This window comes from Pigmentiphaga sp. H8, from assembly GCF_003854895.1.
Lineage (GTDB): Bacteria > Pseudomonadota > Gammaproteobacteria > Burkholderiales > Burkholderiaceae_B > Pigmentiphaga.
Genome location: NZ_CP033966.1, coordinates 1,666,570 through 1,686,748, shown reverse-complemented (window position 1 = coordinate 1,686,748; position 20,179 = coordinate 1,666,570). Strand labels below are relative to the sequence as shown.

General features: G+C 68.1%; 18 protein-coding genes. 4 read left to right on the top strand and 14 right to left on the bottom strand.

All coding sequences use genetic code 11. From position 1 onward, the window contains the following. Positions 1–15: 15 nt before the first annotated feature. The 4 genes from EGT29_RS07960 to EGT29_RS07945 all read right to left on the bottom strand — a co-directional run bounded on the left by EGT29_RS07960 (position 16) and on the right by EGT29_RS07945 (position 4,289). A complete protein-coding gene (locus EGT29_RS07960; RefSeq protein ID WP_124688512.1) occupies positions 16–192 on the bottom strand; it encodes a DUF1328 family protein in 177 nt (58 codons plus the stop codon). A gap of 69 nt (positions 193–261) precedes the next feature. Further along, positions 262–1,584 (bottom strand): serine--tRNA ligase, encoded by a 1,323-nt coding sequence (gene serS, locus EGT29_RS07955; RefSeq protein ID WP_124688511.1) that lies wholly within the window; start codon positions 1,582–1,584, stop codon positions 262–264. 102 nt (positions 1,585–1,686) lie between these two features. After that, positions 1,687–3,438: an FAD-dependent oxidoreductase gene (locus EGT29_RS07950; RefSeq protein ID WP_161567738.1), complete on the bottom strand. Its 1,752-nt coding sequence runs from the start codon at positions 3,436–3,438 to the stop codon at positions 1,687–1,689. Further along, positions 3,435–4,289 (bottom strand): sulfurtransferase, encoded by an 855-nt coding sequence (locus tag EGT29_RS07945; RefSeq protein WP_161567737.1) that lies wholly within the window; start codon positions 4,287–4,289, stop codon positions 3,435–3,437. Before EGT29_RS07945 ends, EGT29_RS07950 begins: the two co-directional genes overlap by 4 nt. 223 nt (positions 4,290–4,512) lie before the next feature. Between EGT29_RS07945 and EGT29_RS07940 the strand changes: the two genes are divergently transcribed. Together EGT29_RS07940 and EGT29_RS07935 are read left to right on the top strand one after the other, a co-directional pair. Next, entirely contained in the window at positions 4,513–5,496 is a 984-nt protein-coding gene (locus EGT29_RS07940; RefSeq protein WP_124688508.1) for a tripartite tricarboxylate transporter substrate binding protein, read from the top strand. Next, entirely contained in the window at positions 5,480–6,394 is a 915-nt protein-coding gene (locus EGT29_RS07935) for a helix-turn-helix transcriptional regulator (protein WP_124688507.1), read from the top strand. Before EGT29_RS07940 ends, EGT29_RS07935 begins: the two co-directional genes overlap by 17 nt. Here the strand turns inward: EGT29_RS07935 and EGT29_RS07930 are convergent. Genes EGT29_RS07930 through EGT29_RS07920 form a run of 3 tightly spaced genes read right to left on the bottom strand, consistent with a single transcriptional unit; the run spans position 6,391 to position 10,790 of the window. Next, the gene (locus EGT29_RS07930) at positions 6,391–7,716 is read right to left on the bottom strand and encodes a replication-associated recombination protein A (protein WP_124688506.1); all 1,326 of its coding nucleotides are present in this window, start codon (positions 7,714–7,716) and stop codon (positions 6,391–6,393) included. The two genes, EGT29_RS07935 and EGT29_RS07930, sit on opposite strands and share 4 nt — an antisense overlap. Positions 7,717–7,734: 18 nt before the next feature. Then, positions 7,735–8,412 (bottom strand): outer membrane lipoprotein chaperone LolA, encoded by a 678-nt coding sequence (gene lolA / locus EGT29_RS07925; protein WP_124688505.1) that lies wholly within the window; start codon positions 8,410–8,412, stop codon positions 7,735–7,737. Between the two features lie 35 nt (positions 8,413–8,447). After that, on the bottom strand, positions 8,448–10,790 hold the full coding sequence (locus EGT29_RS07920; protein WP_124688504.1) for a DNA translocase FtsK: 2,343 nt from the start codon (positions 10,788–10,790) through the stop codon (positions 8,448–8,450). 180 nt (positions 10,791–10,970) lie between these two features. Between EGT29_RS07920 and trxB the strand changes: the two genes are divergently transcribed. Then, a complete protein-coding gene (gene trxB, locus EGT29_RS07915) occupies positions 10,971–11,927 on the top strand; it encodes a thioredoxin-disulfide reductase (RefSeq protein WP_124688503.1) in 957 nt (318 codons plus the stop codon). Between the two features lie 124 nt (positions 11,928–12,051). Continuing rightward, positions 12,052–12,711: a Smr/MutS family protein gene (locus EGT29_RS07910; RefSeq protein WP_124688502.1), complete on the top strand. Its 660-nt coding sequence runs from the start codon at positions 12,052–12,054 to the stop codon at positions 12,709–12,711. A gap of 12 nt (positions 12,712–12,723) precedes the next feature. Here the strand turns inward: EGT29_RS07910 and cysW are convergent, their stop codons facing one another. From cysW to EGT29_RS07875, 7 genes are all read right to left on the bottom strand, one after another. Beyond that, entirely contained in the window at positions 12,724–13,584 is an 861-nt protein-coding gene (gene cysW, locus EGT29_RS07905; protein WP_124688501.1) for a sulfate ABC transporter permease subunit CysW, read from the bottom strand. Positions 13,585–13,594: 10 nt separating this feature from the next. Further along, complete coding sequence (cysT, locus tag EGT29_RS07900; RefSeq protein WP_124688500.1) at positions 13,595–14,431, bottom strand: sulfate ABC transporter permease subunit CysT; 837 nt, start codon at positions 14,429–14,431, stop codon at positions 13,595–13,597. A gap of 115 nt (positions 14,432–14,546) precedes the next feature. Then, on the bottom strand, positions 14,547–15,563 hold the full coding sequence (cysP, locus tag EGT29_RS07895; protein ID WP_124688499.1) for a thiosulfate ABC transporter substrate-binding protein CysP: 1,017 nt from the start codon (positions 15,561–15,563) through the stop codon (positions 14,547–14,549). Positions 15,564–15,712: 149 nt separating this feature from the next. Beyond that, a complete protein-coding gene (locus tag EGT29_RS07890; RefSeq protein WP_124688498.1) occupies positions 15,713–16,051 on the bottom strand; it encodes a P-II family nitrogen regulator in 339 nt (112 codons plus the stop codon). Positions 16,052–16,129: 78 nt separating this feature from the next. Beyond that, positions 16,130–18,190: an NAD(+) synthase gene (locus EGT29_RS07885; RefSeq protein WP_124688497.1), complete on the bottom strand. Its 2,061-nt coding sequence runs from the start codon at positions 18,188–18,190 to the stop codon at positions 16,130–16,132. A 79-nt stretch (positions 18,191–18,269) separates the two neighbouring features. Beyond that, entirely contained in the window at positions 18,270–19,403 is a 1,134-nt protein-coding gene (locus EGT29_RS07880) for a GNAT family N-acetyltransferase (protein WP_124688496.1), read from the bottom strand. After that, positions 19,400–20,176 carry a LytTR family transcriptional regulator DNA-binding domain-containing protein gene (locus EGT29_RS07875; protein WP_161567736.1) on the bottom strand — a complete coding sequence of 259 codons (777 nt, stop codon included), beginning with the start codon at positions 20,174–20,176 and terminating at the stop codon, positions 19,400–19,402. The genes EGT29_RS07880 and EGT29_RS07875 overlap by 4 nt, the downstream gene beginning before the upstream one ends. Between the last annotated feature and the right edge of the window lie 3 nt (positions 20,177–20,179).

The window sequence follows — 20,179 nt, the reverse complement described above, 5'->3', positions numbered from 1 at the left end:
TGTGTCCTGCCGTCGCTAATCCGTGATTTTCTTGTACACCGTGAGCCCCAGCACCAGAAAGATCACGAACAGGATCAGGAACAGGAAGAACAGGAACTTGGCGATGGCGGCCGCGCCGGCGGCGATGCCGGTGAATCCGAACAACGCGGCGATGATCGAGACCACGAAAAAGATCAGTGCCCACTTCAACATGGCTGGCTCCTCCGGGATGTAGGTTTTTCAACCGTAACGCACCCCGGGGGATCAGGCAGGCGACGAATGTTACGGAGTGAGTCGCTCTACCCCGCCCATGTAGGGCCGCAGGGCCTCGGGCACGACGATGCTGCCATCGGCCTGCTGGTAGTTCTCCAAAACCGCGACCAGCGCCCGTCCCACGGCCAAGCCGGAACCGTTGAGCGTATGCAGCAGTTCGGGCTTGCCCTGGGCGTTGCGGAAGCGCGCCTGCAGGCGGCGGGCCTGGAACGCCTCACAGTTGGACACGGAAGAAATCTCGCGATACGCGGCTTGGGCCGGCAGCCAGACTTCCAGGTCGTAGGTCTTGGCGGCGCCGAAACCCATGTCGCCGGTGCAGAGCAGGACGACGCGGTACGGCAGGCCGAGCTTGCGCAGCACGGCTTCGGCGTGGCCGACCATTTCCTCGAGGGCGTCGTAGGAGCGCTCGGGATGGACGATCTGCACCATCTCGACCTTGTCGAACTGGTGCTGGCGGATCATGCCGCGGGTGTCGCGGCCGGCGCTGCCCGCCTCGGAGCGGAAGCACGGGGTGTGGGCGGTCAGCTTGATGGGCAGCGATTCGGCGCTGACGATCTCGCCGCGCACGGTATTGGTCAGGGTGATCTCGGAGGTGGAGATCAGGTAGAGGTCTTCGCGCGGCACGGCGTCGCCGTTCTCGTCGACCGATTCGCCGCCCTTGGTGACCCAGAACATGTCGTCCTTGAACTTGGGCAGCTGGCCGGTGCCGACCAGGGTGGCGGTGTTGACGATGTAGGGCGTGTAGCACTCGGTGTAGCCGTGCTCGCCGGTCTGGACGTCCAGCATGAATTGCGCCAGGGCCCGGTGCAGGCGGGCGATGGGGCCGCGCATCAGGGTGAAGCGCGAGCCGGACAGTTTGACGGCGGTCTCGAAGTCCAGGCCCAGCGGTTCGCCCAGGGCGACGTGGTCCCTGGCCTCGAAGGGCAACGGCGCGGGGTCGTTGCCGTCGCGGCTCCAGCGGCGCACCTCGACGTTGTCGTCGCTGGAGGCGCCGCCGGGCACGCTGGCGTGCGGCAGGTTGGGCACGGCCAACAGCAGGTCCTGCAAATCGCGCTGGATGCCGGCCAGGTCTTCCTCGAGCGCTTTCAGGCGGGCCGGGATGGCCTGGGATTCGGCCAGCACGGCGGAGGCGTCCTCGCCCTTGGCCTTGAGCATGCCGATCTGCTTGGCCAGCGCATTGCGGCGGGCCTGCAGGGTTTCGGTCTCCGTCTGCACCGACTTACGCCGCGACTCGAGCGAGTTGAAGCCGTCGAGGTCTAGCGTGTAGCCCCGGTCCTTGAGCCGGGCGGCCACAGCCTGGGTGTCTTTGCGCAGCAGAGCGATATCGAGCATGGGAAAAAGCCGTGTTGGGAGGAGGAAAAAAGGTCGCCCCGGCGGGCGGCGCGCGAGGCGGCCCGGCCGGGGTATTCCGATTTTAGCCTCCCCGGCCCGCCTTCACCCCACGGGGGCCTCCAGCCCGGGCAGGCTCGCTGCCGCCCCGGTGTTCTGCTCGAGGGTCAGCAGGCGCCGGAGGGTGTCGCGCAGCGCCGGTCCGGCGGCGCCCTCGGCCTGCGCCGGCAGGCGGCGCGCGACGAATCCGTCGGGCCGCACGAGCACGGCGCCGCCGTCCGCCACCGGATACAGCCGGCCGAACTTGGGTTCGTCGGCCCGGTAGTGGCCCTCGGGGCCGACGAGCACGACGCGCAGGGCCACGCCCAGTTCCCGCCCCACGGCGCGGGCGGCCTGGGTCCAGGCCTGGGCATCGCGCTGCACGACCAGCGAGAAGGCGGTGCCCCACAGGTCGACGGTGGACAGCCTGCGACCGGCGGAGTCGTACAGCCAGACGTGGGGTGCGCGCACGCCGGGCACGGTGCTTTCCTCGTAGTGTTCCAGGGTGGCGCGCGGCGGCTCGTCGCCATCGCGGATCACGGCGGCGGAGTCGTAGACCGTGCCGAGCTGGAAGCCGGTATGCAGCACGCTGTTGTCGCCGTGCGGCGCGACGCATTCGCTCAGGAAGGCGATGGCTTGCGGGCTGAAGGTCCCGTTCAGGCTGACGCCGGGCTCGCCCACGGCGATGGCCGCCGCGATGGCCTGGAAGTTGAGCGAGTTGTAGGTGGCCGCCTTGACGGTAAGCAAGGCCTTGCCCTTGCGCTCGACCTCGTAGGTGTCGAGCAGGGTATCGGGCGCGGCGCCGCGCAGCACCAGGCCCAGCTTCCAGGCCAGGTTGTTGGCGTCCTGCACGCCGGTATTGGCGCCGAATCCGCCCCAGGGCGAATGCCAATGGGCCGCGTCGCCCGCGAACAGGACGTGGCCTTCGCGCCACTTGCGCAGCAGGCCCGTCGTGTAGTCGAAGCGGTAGACGCGGACGATCTCGACGGGCAGGCCCGGCATGCCCAGCGCGCCGCGTATCCGCTCAAGCAGGGCATCTGTATCGGGCAGCGGATCCTCGTCGTGGCGGAAGCTGTACCGCCACAGCCCCGTGTCCGGATGCTTGCTGCCGAACCAGCCGGCGTAGCGCGGATCCAGCACGAAGGAATGGAAGTAGCCGTCGCGCCCCAGGGTGTCGTCCAGGTCGGCGCGAAACTCGGCCAGCACCTGGTTGCCGAAGGTGGGCCCGTGGTCCTCGCCCCGGCCGATGCGGTTGCGCACGAAGCTGCGAGCACCGTCGCAGGCCACGAGGTAGCGCGCGCCAACCTCGCGCTGCGTGCCCGCTTCGAGTTCCTTCACCGACAGCCGCACGCCGCCGCCCAGGTCCTCGACGCCCACCACCTGGGTGCCGAAGTGCAGCGCGACGCTTTGCCAGGCGGCCGCCTGGTGGCGCAGCGCGGCCTCGTAGTCGGAGGCCGGGACCTTGCGCGGATAGACGGGCGCGAGCTGCGCCCACTTGTGTTCGTATTCCGCGTCGGTGCCCAGCGAGGAGCGGACGTCGGCCACCGGCCCCTGGGCCACGCGCACGTAGAAACCCTGGCCATTGGAACGAGGAATGGACCACCCCTTGCCTTCCAGCAGTTCCCAGACTCCCCATTGCCGGTAAAGCTCGGCGGTGGAAGCATGGACGTACTGGCCCTTGGGCAGCACGGTTGTGCTGGGGCGCTTCTCGAACAGCGCGACACGCAGCCCTTCCCTGCCCAGCAGATAGGCCAGCGCGAGGCCGACGGGGCCGCCGCCGCAGATGGCGACGTCGACCTGCATCACGGACGCGCTCATGCTTGTTCTCCCACCGCGCTGCGGCGCATGCGTTCCGGGTCCTTGTTCCATTCGGACCACGATCCGACGTACAGCCGGGGCCGGATACCGGCTTCGGCCATGATCATCGCGACCAGGGCGGACAGGACGCCGCCGCCGCAGTACACCACGGCCTCGCCGTCGGGCTCGAGGCCGGCCTGCGCCAGCAGGCGGGCCCGTTCGCTGGCGGGCCGCAGCCGGCCCGATGGGGTCCAGAACTCGGAGGCGGCCAGATGCCGGGCGCCGGGAATATGCCCGGCCAGGTAAGACGCCTCGTCCCGCGCATCGACCAGCACGGCGCCGTCCGGCAGTTGCTCGACCTCGTCCACCTCGATCTGCGGCAGATCTCCTCCGGCCAGGGCCAGGACTTCGGGCAACCGGCGCCGATGGGGTTCGTCGCCGCGCGCCAGCGCGCCGCCGGCGGCGATCCAGGCCTTCAGTCCGCCATCGAGCAGGAACACCTTGGCGAGTCCGGCCCAGCGCAACACCCACCAGCCGCGGGCGGCCAGCGCCGGGGTGGGGCCGTAGACGACGATCTCGGTGTCTCGGCCCACGCCCCAGTTCCGCAGGGTGTCGGCCAGTTGCCCAAGGCCGGGCAGCGGCAGGTTGCCGCTCGCCGGGGTGGGTTCCGCCGCGAATGCATCGCGGATCTGGCCATGGACGGCGCCGAAGATGTGGCCATCGCGGTACGCGCGGTATTCGATGTCCGGGTCGCCCAGGCGGACATCGACGAACAGCCTGTCGTCGTTCGGGCAGGCCAGCAGATCCTCGGCCTGCACGAAGGCCGGCTCGAGGACGTGTCCGCCGCGAACCGATACGTGAGTCATATCCATAGTTGGAAAAGTCATTGGCATGTTGTTGGAAACGGCCCGAGCATTGTTGGCGAGCGCCCGGCCCGGGGCGTTACCGCCCGCTGAACAGCGGGGCCGGACGCGAATGGGGGTAAATGCTGCCCACCTGTTCAGTCCAGGGTAAGCCCGCCGCGGCGGCCGCTCCTAGAATGAAACCGCCCCATACGGCCCCCATCGAACAACCGCCAGGAGACAACGACAAGTGGTGCCGCTCCGCCTTCTCCCGACCCGCCCCCACGCCTGGGTGGCCGCCGCCCTGCTTGCGCTATGGCTGCCCCAGCCGGCCGCCGCCCAGCCCTATCCCAACCGCCCCATCAAGGTGGTGATGGCCTGGAGCGACGGCTTCCCCGCCAACTCCACGCGCCTGTTCGCCAAGGAACTGTCGGAACGCCTGAAGCAGCCCGTCGTGGTCGAGATCCAGCAGGGCGCGGGCGGCGAAGTGGCGGCCCGGCACGTGAAGAACGCCGCCCGTGACGGCTACACGCTGCTGGCCACGGGCACCTCGGTCACGACCTCGTGGGCGCTGCGCCCGGGCAACGTCGATCCGGGGGCCGACCTGCAGCCCATCGCGCAACTGGTCGCCACGCCGTACGTCATCGTCGCACGCGCGGGCGCCTACGCCGATTTCGACAAGTTCCTGGAAGGCGCCCGCAACAGCCGGAAGAAGCTCAACTATGCGTCGCCCGGCGTGGGCTCGGGCATGCATTTCCTGGGCGAGATGATCAAGACCTCGGCCGGCATCGACATGGTCCACATTCCCTACGCCTCGGGCGCGCGCCAGTTGCAGGCCCTGCTGGCGGGCGACGTGGACATCGCCATCATCTCGCTGGTGACGGCGCTGCCGCAGATCAAGATCGGCAAGCTGGACGCGCTGGCGGTCAGCACCGCGGCGCGCAGCCCGGAGCTGCCCGCGGTACCGACGCTGACCGAGAAGAAGCTGCGCGGCGTGCCCGCCATCTCGTCCTGGATCGCACTGTTCGGTCCGGCCGGCCTGCCCGCCGATATACTGGATGCGCTGTCCTCGCAGATCACCGCCGCCGCGGGCAACGACGACGTGCGCAAGCTCGTCGCCTCGTGGGGCGCCGAGGTCCCGGACACGCGGCGGGCCAGCCTCGAACAGGTCGTGCAGACAGAGAAGACGCTTTGGTCGAAGGTGGCGAAGGAGAAGAATATTGTCGATCCCAACTGACGCCCACGATTCGCCCCACCTTTGCTATTGCGGCGGGGACTACGGCCGGGTCTCGGTCATGGCGTCGGGCGTCGAGCTGGCGGACCACGCCCGCGACTGCGTGCAGGTGCTGGTGAACATGCACCAGGAACCGCTGCCGGTCCGCCTGAACGGCGGCTTGCACCGCCTGGACCAGTTCCGCGCGCTGGTCATCCATCCCCGGCAGACCTATGCCATCCCGCCCGCGCCGGGACGCGCGCGGCATCCGGGACAGGTCGGATCCATCCTGATCAAGGCCTCGCCGCTGTTGAACGACAGCGCCGGGCCCGTCGGCCATGCCGGGGACGACGATCCGGTCGACATGATCACCTTGCCCGGTCCGCTGCGCACCGACGCCATGCAACTGGTGGCGGAACTGTTCCGCGCCGGCCCCGACCCACGAACGGTGTCGCAGGGCGTCCGGACGCTGTACCAGGCGGCCGTGGTCCGTTCGCTGGAGAAACGGACGCGCGACGCCTCCCGCAACGTGGCATTCCAGGCCGACAGCCTGGAAGAACGCGTGGGCCGCGACGCCCGAGCCGGCCAGTTGCGCGACCTGGAGGACTTCGCCGCGTTCCGGCGCGGCGCGGACACCTATGGCGTGTCCGAGCGCTACTTCTACACCCTGTTCCGGCGCGCGACGCGGATGACGCCCCGCGCCTACTACAACATGCGGCGCCTGGACGCCGCCTTCGCGCTGCTGGCCGGCGAAGCGAAAAGCATCTTCGAGATCACCTACGATCTGGGCTTCAGCGCCCCGCCCCACTTCACGCGCTTCATGAAAAGCAACACGGGCTGGACACCGTCGGAGTACCGGCGCCGGGTGCGGGGCATGCCGCCGTCGCTACGGCCGCATTTCGCCTGCGGGGCGGCAGCCTAGCCCTTCTTCGCGTCCTTGTCCAACTCGCGCAGGAAGGCGAGCTTCTGGCCGATCTTGGCTTCCAACCCCCGGTCGGTGGGCTGGTAGAACTTCGCGCGCACGCCGTCCGGAAAGTAATCGACGCCGGCCGCATAGGCATGCGGTTCGTCGTGCGCGTAGCGATACTGCTTGCCGTGCCCCAATTGCTTGAGCAGCTTGGTGGGTGCGTTGCGCAGGTGCATGGGCACGGGCGCGCTGCCGTTGTCGGCGGCGAAGCGCCGGGCCATGTTGTAGGCGTTGTAGACGGCGTTGGACTTGGCGGCGCAGGCCAGGTAGACCACCGCCTGCGCCAGCGCCAGCTCGCCCTCGGGCGACCCCAGGCGCTCGTATACGTCCGCCCCCGCCGTGGCGATGTCCAGCGCGCGCGGATCGGCCAGGCCGATGTCCTCGACCGCCATGCGGATCAGCCGGCGCGAGAGATAGCGCGGGTCCGCGCCGCCGTCCAGCATGCGGCAGAACCAGTACAGCGACCCATCCGGATCCGAGCCGCGCACGGCCTTGTGCAGGGCGCTGATCTGGTCGTAGAAGGCGTCGCCGCCCTTGTCGAAGCGGCGCAGGTTCTGCGACAGCGCGGTCTCCAGCCATTCGGCGTCGACCTGCGTGCGCCCTGCCCCGCGCGCCGAATCGGCCACCACCTCGACCGCGTTGATGACCCGGCGGGCATCACCGTCGGCCCAGGCCGCCAGTTGCGCCTGCGAGGCTTCGTCGAACTCGATGTCGCCCAGCATGGCGATGGCCTTGGCGATCAGCAGCCGCAATTCATCGGCGGTGAGCGATTGCAGCACGTAGACCCGCGCCCGCGACAACAGGGCGGAGTTCACCTCGAAGGACGGGTTCTCGGTGGTGGCGCCAATGAAGGTGAACAGGCCGCTTTCCACATAGGGCAGGAAGGCGTCCTGCTGGGCCTTGTTGAAGCGGTGCACTTCATCGACGAAAAGAATGGTGCGGCGCCCCTTCAACTGCGCGGCCTGGGCGGCGACCACCGCGTCGCGGATGTCCTTGACCCCGCCCAGCACGGCCGACATCGCGATGAACTGGGCATCGAAGGAGTTGGCCATGAGCCGCGCCAGCGTGGTCTTGCCCACGCCCGGCGGCCCCCAGAAGATCATCGAATGCGGCCGCCCCGACTGGAAGGCCACGCGCAGCGGCTTGCCCGGTCCCAACAGATGGCTCTGCCCGACCACCTCGTCCAGCGTGCGCGGCCGCAGCCGCTCGGCCAGCGGCGCGGCGGCGTCGGGCACCTTGGCGGCCGGGGGCGTATCGTCGGGGAACAGGTCGGACATGGATGAAAAAAACGCCGGTCAGCGGCCGCCGGCAGGCGCCTGTCCGCCCATGCGCACCACGTCCACGCCGGCGGGCGCCGTGAAGTGGAAGCTGTCCTGCGGCAGTTGCGGATTGCGGGCGATGCCGCTGAAGGTGATGGCGGTGGTCTGGCCGAAGGCGTCCAGCAGCTCCAGGCGGGCCGGCAGGCCGTCCTTGAAGGCGATGTCCACGCGCGAGAAGCCCGCGTCCGGGGTCTTGGGCGTGGCGCGCAGCCACTGCAGGCCGTCGCGCTCGGGCTGCTCGGCCACGTTGAAGGATTGCTCCAGCGAGCCCGATCCGAACAGGATCTGCGCCGGCGAGGAACCGATGGCCTGGCCCACGTCGCGAACGGTGACCTGGCTCAGGTCGGGGTCGTACTGAAACAACTGCTTGCCATCCGAGACAATCAGTTGTTCGTACGGCTTGGCCACTTCCCAGCGGAAGCGCCCGGGGCGCTGGAACGAGAAGCTGCCGGACTGCGCCGGCGCCGCCTGCCCCGAGGATCCGCGCGTGACCTGCGAGAAGCTGCCGCGCGCGGACTGGGTCTTGCTTGCGAAGGCATGCAACTGGTCGATGGCGCCCGCCAGCGCGGCGCCCGGCAGGGCCAGGGCCGCGGCCAGGCCGGCGCCGGCAGCGGCGCGGGCCAGGAAGGCGGTGGTCTTGGAAACAAACGTCATAGGGGACTCTCCGTAGCGCAGCGCGGCAGGACCGGTCATTCGTCCTGGCTGGCGGGGGCGAGGATTTCCCGGTTGCCGTTGGACTGCATGGCGGAAACCATACCCGAACGCTCCATCTGTTCGAGTAAGCGGGCGGCACGGTTGTAACCGATGCGCAGGTGGCGCTGCACCAGCGATATCGAGGCGCGGCGGTGCTTGAGCACCACTTCCACCGCCTGGTCGTACATGGGGTCGGATTCCGCGTCGCCCATGCCGGTCACGCTGCCCAGGCCATCGCCGGTCTCGCCCTCGATGGAGCCTTCCAGGATGCTTTCCTCGTAGTTGGGCTCGCCCTGCGACTTCAACTGCTCGACCACCCGGTGCACTTCGTCGTCGGTCACGAACGCGCCATGGACGCGGGTGGGCAGGCCCGAGCCCGGCGGCATGTACAGCATGTCGCCCTGGCCCAGCAGCGCCTCGGCGCCCATCTGGTCGAGGATGGTGCGCGAATCGATCTTGGACGAGACCTGGAACGAGATCCGGGTCGGAATGTTGGCCTTGATCAGGCCGGTGATCACGTCCACGCTGGGCCGCTGGGTGGCCAGGATCAGGTGGATGCCGGCGGCGCGGGCCTTCTGCGCCAGGCGGGCGATCAGTTCCTCGATCTTCTTGCCCACCACCATCATCAGGTCGGCCAGCTCGTCGATCACCACCACCACCATGGGCAGCGGCTGGAGCGGCTCGGGCGAATCGGGCGTGAGCGAGAACGGATTGGGGATGGGCTCCTCGCGCTTGATGGCGTCGTGGATCTTGGTGTTGTAGCCGGCCAGGTTGCGCACGCCCATCTTGCTCATCAGCCGGTAGCGCTTGTCCATCTCGGCCACGCACCAGTTCAGCGCGTTGGCGGCCTGGCGCATGTCGGTCACGACCGGCGCCAGGAGGTGCGGGATGCCTTCGTAGACGCTCATTTCGAGCATCTTCGGATCGATCAGGATCAGGCGCACCTGGCTGGGGTCGGCCTTGTACAGCAGCGACAGGATCATGGCGTTGATCCCCACCGACTTGCCCGAACCGGTCGTGCCGGCCACCAGCAGGTGGGGCATCTTGGCCAGGTCGGCCACCACCGGCTTGCCGGCGATGTCCTTGCCCAGCGCCATGGTCAGCACCGACGAGCTGCCGTGGTAGGTTTGCGAGCCCAGGATCTCGGACAGCTTGACGGTCTGGCGCCGCAGGTTGGGCAGTTCCAGGCCCATCAGGTTCTTGCCGGGGATGGTCTCGACCACCCGGATGCTGACCAGGCTCAGCGCCCGCGCCAGGTCCTTGGCCAGGTTGACGATCTGGCTGCCCTTGACGCCCACCGCCGGCTCGATCTCGTAGCGGGTGATGACCGGGCCGGCCTGCGCGGTAACGACGGAGACCTGGACGCCGAAGTCGGCCAGCTTCTTCTCGATCAGGCGCGAGGTGAACTCCAGGGTCTCGGTGGAAACGGTTTCCTGGGCCGGCGGCGGCGGATCGAGCAGGCTGAGCGGCGGCAACTGGCTGTCGGTGATCTCGGCGAACAGAGCCTGCTGCTTTTCCTTCTCGACGCGCTCGGACTTGGGTACCACGGTAACCGCCGGCTCGATGCGCACCGGCTGCTCGTGGACCAGTTTTTCCTGCTTGGCGACCACGACCTCGGCGCGGGCCTGCACGGCCACCTCTCCCACCTTGCGGTCTTCGCGGGCCTGCCAGGAGTTCCTGACGCCGCGCAGCCCCAGCTCCAGCCAGGAGCCGATCTTCTCGGCCACCACCAGCCACGAGAAGCCGAAGAACAGGCTGGCGCCGATGGCGAACAGGACCAGCAGCAGCAGGGTCGCGCCGGTATAGCCGAACGAGGACGAGGCGTACTTGGCGATGCTCTCGCCTATCATGCCGCCGCTGCCGTGCGGCAAGGATTCGCCGAAGGACCGCAGGCGCAGCGCCTCGAGCCCGACCGAGCCGGTCATCAGGGCGCAAAATCCCAGGCCCTGCTCCCAGCGCACCCGCTGGGGCACGTCGGATTCGGAGCCGCCGCGCAGGAACTGGTGGGCCAGGCGCAGGTAGCTGGCGTAGACTCGCTGCAACAACAGCACGACGAACCACCAGGCCGAGGCGCCGATCAGGAACAGGATGAGATCCGCCAGCCAGGCGCCGAAACGGCCCCCGCTGTTGTGGACATGGTCGATCTGCACGGCGTGCGACCACCCCGGATCGCCCGAGTTGTAGGTAGCCAGCACCAGGGTCAGATAGACCGCCAGGGCGGCGAACAGGATCCAGCGCGCCTCGCGGAACAGGCGGGACAGGCGGCCGGGCAAGGCACCGGTCGAATTGCCGGTGTTCTGCGAATTGCGGGTATTCCCCGCGGTAGCGGTACGTGCCATGGGCTGATTATAAGTGGCAGGCGCCCGGTCAAGCTCCCCGGGCGCTATCGCAGCCATAGAAATATACAATTCCGTTCGCCCCGCCCCCGGCAGGCTCCGGGGTTGAAAACGCGCCGGGGCGGGATCACCTATGATGACGGTTGCAAATCGGGCGCTCGGCGCCAGGAAATTGTTGAGATCATGAGCCAAGACAAACACGCCAAAGTCCTCGTCCTCGGGTCGGGGCCGGCCGGGTATACCGCCGCCGTCTACGCCGCCCGGGCCAACCTCTCGCCCATGCTGATCACCGGTGTCGAACAGGGTGGCCAGCTGATGACGACGACCGAGGTGGACAACTGGCCCGCCGACGTCAATGGCGTCCAGGGGCCGGAACTGATGCAGCGCTTCCAGCAGCATGCCGAGCGCTTCAACACCGACATCGTCTTCGACCACATCCATACCGCGCACCTGGACCAGCGGCCGTTCAAGCTGGAGGGCGACTCGGGCACCTATACCTGCGACGCGCTGGTCATCGCCACCGGCGCCTCGGCCAAGTACCTGGGCCTGCCGTCGGAAGAGAACTACAAGGGCCGCGGCGTCTCGGGCTGCGCGACCTGCGACGGGTTCTTCTACAAGAACCAGGACGTCGCCGTGGTCGGCGGCGGCAACACGGCCGTGGAAGAGGCGTTGTACCTGGCCAACATCTGCCGCACCGTCACCCTGATCCACCGCCGCGACAAGTTCCGCGCCGAGCCCATCATGGTCGACAAGCTCAACGAGAAGGTCCAGGAAGGCCGCGTGATCCTGAAGCTCTTCAACGAGCTGCAGGAGGTGCTGGGCGACGATTCGGGCGTGACCGGGGCGCGCCTGCGCGACAACCAGACCGGCCAGACCGAGGACATCGCCGTCACCGGCGTGTTCATCGCCATCGGCCACCAGCCCAACACCGGCATCTTCAAGGGCCAGGTGGAAATGAAGGACGACTACATCATCACCCGCAGCGGCCTGAACGGGCTGGCCACGATGACCTCGGTCCCCGGCGTGTTCGCCGCCGGCGACGTGCAGGACCACGTGTACCGCCAGGCCATCACCAGCGCCGGCACTGGCTGCATGGCGGCCCTGGACGCCCAGCGCTGGCTGGATGGCGAAGCTGTATAACCCCCCCTACGCGCTTACGCGCGCCCCCCAGGGGGCGATGCCAGCGGACCGGCGGAGCCGGATCCGCGGCATCCTGGAGTAAACATCGGCTGGCGGACGATGGGGCAGTAAAAAGGGGGCTGAAATGGGCAAATCCAGTAGCGGTAGCGGCCTCTCAGGTCTGAAGGCGTTGCAGCGGGAATTGCAGGAGCGGCGGCTGGCGGCGGAGGCCGCTGAGCGGGAAGCTCGGCAGAGGGCCGAGGAAGCCCGGCGGGCGGCGGTCGAATTTCGGGCGCTGGTGGGCGGGGTGGTGCCGCTGAAGGACACGGGCAGGGTCGATCCCTCGCCGGTCGCGCCCGCCCCCCTTCCCTACAAACGCTGGGAAGACGACTCCGAGGTGCTGCGGGAATCCATTTCCGACGACTACGGCGCCGACTGGCTGATCGATACCGACGACACGCTGTCCTACCGCCGCACCGGCCTGGGACAGGACATCGTGCGCAAGCTGCGGCGCGGCCAGTGGACGGTGCAGGCCCAGCTCGACCTGCACGGCCACCGGGTCGACGAGGCTCGCGAGGCGCTGGGGGAATTCCTGCGCGCCTGCGTGAAGCAGGAGATGCGCTGCGTGCGCATCATCCACGGCAAGGGGCTGGGGTCGAAGAACCGCACGCCCATCCTGAAGGAAAAGGTGCGGCGCTGGCTGGTGCAGAAGGAAGAAGTGCTGGCCTTCGTCGAGGCCCGGGCCAACGATGGCGGTTCGGGCGTGGTGCTGGTGCTGCTGCGGGGCCCGGACCGGCCGGCCTGACCCCGAAGGTTTTCAACGCTTGGGCATTGCCTCGGGCGAGAAATGCGCCGGTGCGTCGTCGCGGCGCTTCTGGCGCCATTCCATGATGGTCTTGAGCAACAGCGTCAGCATGGCCATGCAGGCCAGCAGCGCCGCGGCCGTGAAGGCGGCGGCGGTCTTGTAGTCGTTGTTGAGCTGCTCCACCAGCAGCGGCAGCGTCAGGGTCTGGTTCATGATGGTGCCGGACACCACCGACACCGCGCCGAACTCGCCCACCGCCCGGGCATTGGTGATGACGATGCCGTACAGCAGCGCCCACTTGATGTTGGGCAGGGTCACGCGCCGGAAGATCTGCCAGCCGGACGCGCCCAGCGACAGGGCCGCGATTTCCTCGTCGGCGCCCTGGGCCTGCATCAGCGGGATCAGGATACGGGCCACGTAGGGCGAGGTCACGAACACCGTCACCATGATGATGCCGGGCCAGGCGAACATCAGCTGGATGTCGTGGCTGTACAGCCACTTGCCCAGCGTGCTTTCCAGCCCGTAGACGACCAGATAGCACAGGCCCGCCACCACGGGCGAAGTCGCGTAGGGAATGTCGACCAGCGTGGTCAGCAGCCGCCGGCCGAAGAAGTCGTAGTGGGTCACGCACCAGGCCAGCAGGATGCCGAACACCAGGTTGATCGGCACCGTCGCCAGCGTGGTCAGCACGGTCAGGCCGATCGCGTGCTTCATGAAGTCTTCGTCCAGGTTCTGGGCCAGCAGGCTCCAGCCGCCCGACAGCGCCTGCGAGAAGATCAGCGCCAGCGGCACGACCAGGATCAGCAGCGTCAGCACGACGCCCAGCGCGATCAGCAACCATTGATGGACGAGAGTGGGCCGTTTGTTGGTCATGGCAGTCGTGTCAAGTACGGCGAAGTAGTCGTCCCTGGACGACTTGTAGCAGGAACAGCAGCAGCAGCGAGGCGATCAGCACCACCGAGGCGATGGCGGCCGCGGCGGGATAGTCGAACTCCTGCAGGCGCACGAAAATCATCAGCGACGTGATCTCGGTCTGGAACGGGATGTTGCCGGCGATCATGATGACCGCGCCGAACTCGCCCAGGCTGCGGATGAAGGCCTGCGAAGCGCCGGAGATCAGCGCCGGCACCAGGCTGGGCAGCAGCACGCGCCAGAATGTCTGCCAGCGCGTGGCGCCCAGCGTGGAAGCGGCTTCCTCGAACTCGGGCTCGAGGTCTTCCAGCACGGGCTGGAGCGAGCGCACGATGAACGGCAGGCTGGTGAAGATCATGGCCACCACCAGCCCTGGGTAGGCATAGGAAATCTTGATACCCAGCGGCTCGAACCAGCGCCCGAGCCAGCCGTTGGGCACGAACAGCGCCGACAGCGTGATGCCGGCCACCGCCGTGGGCAGGGCGAACGGCAGGTCGACCAGCGCGTCGATCAGCCGCCGGCCGGGAAAATCGTAGCGGGAGATGATCCAGGCCAGCACGAAACCCACGCCGGAGACGATGACGGTCGAGTAGAACGCCCCCGACACCGTGATCTTGTAGCTCTGTACCACGCGGGGATCGGAGATGGCACGCCAGTACTGGGCCCAGGTCATGTCGCCGACGTACAGCAGCAGGGCCGACAAGGGCACCAGGATGACCAGGCTCAGGAACAGCACCGAGAAGCCGAAACTCGGCACGAAGCCGGGCAGGACCGGCGGACGGCGGAAAAAGCGGAAGGACGGATTCACGGCGTAGGCGGCGGGATCGGGGGCGGAAGCGAAGAAGCGCGGCCCCCCTGCGGGGTGGCCGCGCCTTGCCGGGAAGGATTGTACGGCACCGGCCCGGCCGCCGGTGCCGCCATGATCAGCGCTTGGCCAGCAACTGGTCCAGCACCCCGTTGGAACCGAAATGGTTCTTGGTGATGTCGCTCCAGGGACCCAGCACCTTGGTCGGATCGATCAGGCGCACCTTGGCGTAGCGGTCGGCCACGACCTTGGCGACGTCGGGGTGGTTGACCCGGTAGTTGAAGGTGGTCAGCAGCAGCTGGATCTCGCGGGTGTACTGGTAGTTCAGGTATTCGGTGGCGAGCTGGCGGGTGCCCTTCTCGTCCACGACCTTGTCCACCACGGCCACGGGGAACTCGGCCAGCACGGACACCGGCGGCACCACGACTTCATAGCCGCCCGCCTTGAATTCCTCGCCCTTGGCGATGTTGATCACTTCCGACTCGAAGGTCAGCAGCACGTCGCCCTGACCGTTCTGCGCGAACGCCACGGTCGCGCCGCGCCCGCCGGTGGGGAAGTTGACGACGTTGTGCAGGACCTTGCCGACGAACTGCTTGATCTTCTCCTGGTCGCCGCCGAACTTCTCGTTGGCGTACAGCCAGGCGCCCAGGTAGGTGTAGCGCGCGTTGCCCGAGGTCTTGGGGTTGGGGAACACCAGCTTCACGTCATCGCGCGCCAGGTCGTCCCAGTTCTTGACGTTCTTGGGATTGCCCTTGCGCACCAGAAAGGCGATGGTGCTGTAGTACGGCGAACTGTTGTTCGGAAAGGCCTTCTGCCAGTCCTTGCGCAGCAATCCGCGCTGGGCCAGGATGTCGACGTCGGGAACCTGGTTGAAGGTCACGACGTCGACCTTCTTGCCCTGGATGATGTCCTGCGCCTGACGCGAGGTGCCGGCGAACGACTGGTCGATCTTGACGTCGTGGCCGTTCTTGGCCTTCCAGTACGCCTGGAACTTGGGATTGACCGCGGCGAACACCTCGCGGGCAACGTCGTACGAGGCGTTCAGCAGCGGCTTGTCCTGGGCTTGCGCCGTCCCCGTCACTGCCGTGAGCAGCGCGGCCGACGTGGCCGCGAGCACGATGATCTTCTTGAACATGAAACGGCGTCCTTCTTCTGACTATGTGGATGCGAAAGACGTAAACGTAACAAATCCACATATGTCATCAAACCATATATTCATCATTTCTTTATTCTTGTGAGAAATATATGGCGAACGCCGGCGGGCGGCGACTGCCGCCCGGCCGGTCAGACCGCGGCTTCGCCGGTCTCGCCGGTGCGGATGCGGATGACCTGCTCGACGGGCGTGACGAAGATCTTGCCGTCGCCGATCTTGCCCGTGCGCGCCACGCGGATGATGGCCTCCACGGCCTGGTCGACCAGTTCGTCGGCGATCACCAGCTCGATGCGGATCTTGGGCAGGAAGTCCACCACGTATTCGGCGCCGCGATAGAGTTCGGTATGCCCCTTCTGGCGGCCGAAGCCCTTGACTTCCGTCACGGTCAGACCATTGACGCCGACCTGGGCCAGCGCTTCGCGGACCTCGTCGAGCTTGAACGGTTTGATGATGGCGGTGACTTGCTTCATGGCTGGACCTTTGTGGAAACGCTGGCGGAAATGGCGAAGATGCGATAAGGGGGATTGTAGCCGGCCGGGCGCCCGCCCTCAGGCGTCCGGCGCGGAGTCGGGAATGTTCGCGAGGTCGGCCTTCCAGACGACTTCCTCGGAATCGCTGGGGGCGCGCCAGTCGCCGCGCGGCGACAGCGAGCCGCCCGAGCCGACCTTGGGCGCGTTGGGCACGCACGAACGCTTGAACTGGCTGGTCTTGAAGAACCGGTGCACGAAGATGCCCAGGTTGCGCTTGATGGCGGCCAGTTCGTACTGGTTGCGCGGCACGTGCGCTTCCTCGGGCCAGTCGCCGCGCTCGCGGTCGTGCCAGGCGGCCAGCGCCAGGAAAGCGACCTTCGAAGGCGCGAAGCCATAGCGCAGGATGTAGTACAGGTTGAAGTCCTGCAGTTCGTAGGGCCCGATGAACTGCTCGGTCCGCTGCGCCGGCGCGCCATCGGTCTTGCCCGGCACCAGCTCCGGGCTGATCTCGGTGCCCAGGATGTCCAGCAGCACCTGGCTGCCGTCGCCCACCTTGCCCGTCTCGGCCACCCAGCGCACCAGGTGGGTGATCAGGGTCTTGGGCACGCTGGCGTTGACGTTGTAGTGCGACATGTGGTCGCCCACGCCATAGGTGCACCAGCCCAGCGCCAGTTCGCTCAGGTCGCCGGTGCCGATCACGATGGCATTGTGGAAATTGGCCAGCCGGAACAGGTGGCTGGTGCGCTCGCCGGCCTGCACGTTCTCGAAGGTGATGTCGTAGACCTCCTGGCCCGAGGCGTACGGGTGCCCGATGTCCTGGAGCATCTGCGTGCAGCTGGGCCGGATGTCGATCTCCATGGCCGTGCAGCCGACCACGCGCATCAGCGCGCGTGCCTGCTGCAGGGTACGCCCGCTGGTGGCGAAGCCCGGCATGGTCACGCCGATGATGTTCGCCCGCGGCAGGTTCAGGCGGTCCATGGCCTTGGCGCAGACCAGCAGCGCATGGGTCGAGTCCAGTCCCCCGGACACGCCGATCACCACCTTGTCCATGCCTATGGCCGACAGCCGCTGCACCAGCGCCTGGACCTGGATGTTGTAGACCTCGTCGCAGCGTTCGTCGCGGCGCCGGCGGTCGGCCGGCACGTAGGGGAAGCGCTCGACCCGGCGCCGCAGCGCCAGGGGCTGGTCCGCGGCCAGGCCGATCTCGAAGGAAACGGTCTGGAACCGCTCGGCCTCGGCCTTGTGGCGCAGCACCGACTGGCCGAACGTGGTCTGCCGCATGCGCTCGTGCGACAGGCGCTCGAGATCGACGTCGGCCAGGATCAGATGCGAGTCGTCCAGGAAACGGCCGGACTCGGCCAGCAGCTCGCCGTTCTCGTAGATGATGGACTGGCCGTCCCAGGCCAGGTCGGTGGACGATTCGCCCCGGCCCGCCGACGTGTACAGGTAGGCGGCCAGGCAGCGCGCCGACTGCTGGCTGACCAGTTGGTGGCGGTATCCCGACTTGCCCACCACGATGTTCGACGCCGACAGGTTCACCAGCACGCTGGCCCCCGCCAGCGCCGCGAAGGACGACGGCGGGATCGGCACCCACACGTCCTCGCAGATTTCCACGTGAAAGCGCAGCCCCGGCACGTCGGCCACCTCGAACAGCTGGGCCGGCCCGAAAGGTGCCCGCTGGCCGGCCAGTTCGACCTGGGTGGCCACCGTGCAGTCGCCGGAGGTGAACTGGCGCGCTTCGTAGAACTCGCCGTAGTTGGGCAGGTAGGTCTTGGGCACGACGCCCAGGATGCGTCCCCGCGCCACCACCACGGCGCAGTTGAACAGGGAATGGTTCACCCTTAGGGGCAGCCCCACGATCAGCGCGGCGGACAGCCCGGCGGACCCGGCCACGATGTCGCCCAGCGCCTGTTCGCAGGCCTCCAGCAGCGCCCCCTGGTGGAACAGGTCGTCGCAGGTATAGGCGGAAAGGCCCAGTTCGGGAAACGCCACCAGCGCCGCTCCCTGCGCGACCGCCTGCCGCGCCAGGTCCAGCGTCTGCGCCGCGTTGAACGCGGGATCGGCCACCTTGCAGCGGGGCACGCCCACCGCCACCCGCGCGAATCCGTGCGCGTAGAGGTTGAAGAAATTGCCTTTCATCGTGTAAGTCAGTGCCGAGGAGTAGCTCACATCATAAGGCCGATGGCCCGCCGACGTCCCGGGCAGCCGCCCTGCCCCGTCAGTCGGCCGGCGCCTTGAAGGGTGTGTGCGACTCCAGCTCGTCCAGGTACCGGTTCATGCCGCGGGTCTCGCGATCCAGGAAATCGGCGATGGCGGCGGCGAAGCGTTCATCGGCCACCCAGTGCGCCGACCAGGTGGGCACCGGCAGCAGGCCGCGCGACATCTTGTGCACGCCCTGGGCGCCGCCCTCGAAATGGGCGATCCCGTGGGCGATGCAATAGTCGATCGCCTGCAGGTAGCAGGTCTCGAAGTGCAGGCCCGACACGAAGTCCACGCAGCCCCAGTAGCGGCCGTACAAGGTGTCGCCGGCGGCCACGTTCAGCGCGCAGGCGACCGGCTCGCCCTGCCGCTCGGCCATGACCAGCAACAGCGCCTCGGGCATGGCCGCGTGCAGCGCCTCGAAGAAGGCCGGCTTCAGGTAGGGCGAGGACCAATGATTGGCATAGGTGGCGGCGTAGCAGCGGTAGAAGAAAGCCAGGTCGTCGGCGGAGATGGCCGCGCCGCGCAGGTGCCGGAAGCGTATGCCCGCCTGTTCGACCTTCTTGCGGTCCTGGCGGACCTTCTTGCGCTTGTCATGGTTCATGGCGCCCAGGAAGGCGTCGAAGCTGGCGTAGCCGTCGTTGCGCCAGTGGAACTGGACCCCTTCGCGCAGCATGTAGCCGGCCTCGCGCAGCGCCCGCAGGTCTTCGTCGCGGGGAAACAGCACGTGCAGGGAAGAGACGCCCGCCTGCCGCGCGACCTCGATCGCGGCGCGGGCCAGCAGCACACGGTCCTCGTGGGCCGCCGCCAGCAGTCGCGGACCGCCCACGGGGGTGAACGGCACGGCGCACAGCAGCTTGGGGTAGTACGGCAGGCCATGACGCTCGAAGGCTTCCGCCCAGGCCTGGTCGAACACGTATTCGCCCCGGGAATGGGACTTCACGTACAGCGGCATGGCGCCCACCAGTTCGCCCTCCCGCCGCAGCACCAGGCAGGTGGGCTGCCAGCCCGTGCGCCGGGCGGCGCAGCCGGTGGCCTGCAGCCCGTGCAGGTAGGCGTGCGCGACGAAGGGGTTGCCGGCGGCCAGGACATCCCAGGCGGCCGGATCGAGGCTGCCCAGGTCGTCGATCAATTCGACGGCGGTATCGGTCAAATCGCCTCCGGGGAAAGGAACTGGGCCGCCCGGCCTTGCGGCAGGCAGCGCCGCACCAGCGGCCAGCGCCGGCGCGCCACCGCGATACGGTCGGGCACGCCATGCAGCAGCAGTTCCCAGTAGGGATCGGCATCCCCCCCGGTAAGTTCCGGGGTGACCAGGCGCGCGCCGGCGATGGCCGAGCGGGCCACCAGCGCGTTGCGATGGGCCTGGACGAAGCGTTCGGGAAAGGCGCGCGACAGGTCGGCCAGCGCGCGATCGGTCAGGAATTCGCCCTGGCGGGTGCGCAGGCTGACGTATTTGCCGTCGGCGCGCAGGTAGAGCACCTCGTCCACCGGCACCGCCACCGTGCCCTCGCGTCCCTGGGCCATCAGGGCGTCGGGCGAGTACCCGGTGCCCAGCGCGCGCCGCAGCGCCTGCTCCAGCCGGTCGATACGTATGGGCGGCACCAGCCGGTCGGCCGCGCGCAGTTGCTCGGCCTGGGGGAGACTGTCGAGCGAGGGCAGCAGCAGCACCAATCGCGGGCCCGACCGTTCCCAGGCCCGGGCCAGCGCGTAGCCCTGGGCATCCGGCAGGTCCAGGTCGAGCAGCGCCACGCCAGGAGCCGGTTCGACCCGCCGCGCCTGGTCGGCGCCCACGGCGGGCGGCAGCAGATGCAGCGGCAAACGCCTGGCCAGCGTCCTGAGCTGCGCCGACAGGCGACGGCAGAACGCCGCGTCCCGCCCCACCACCAGCACCCCGGGCGAGCCCGTTCCCGATACAGTAACCGCCATAAC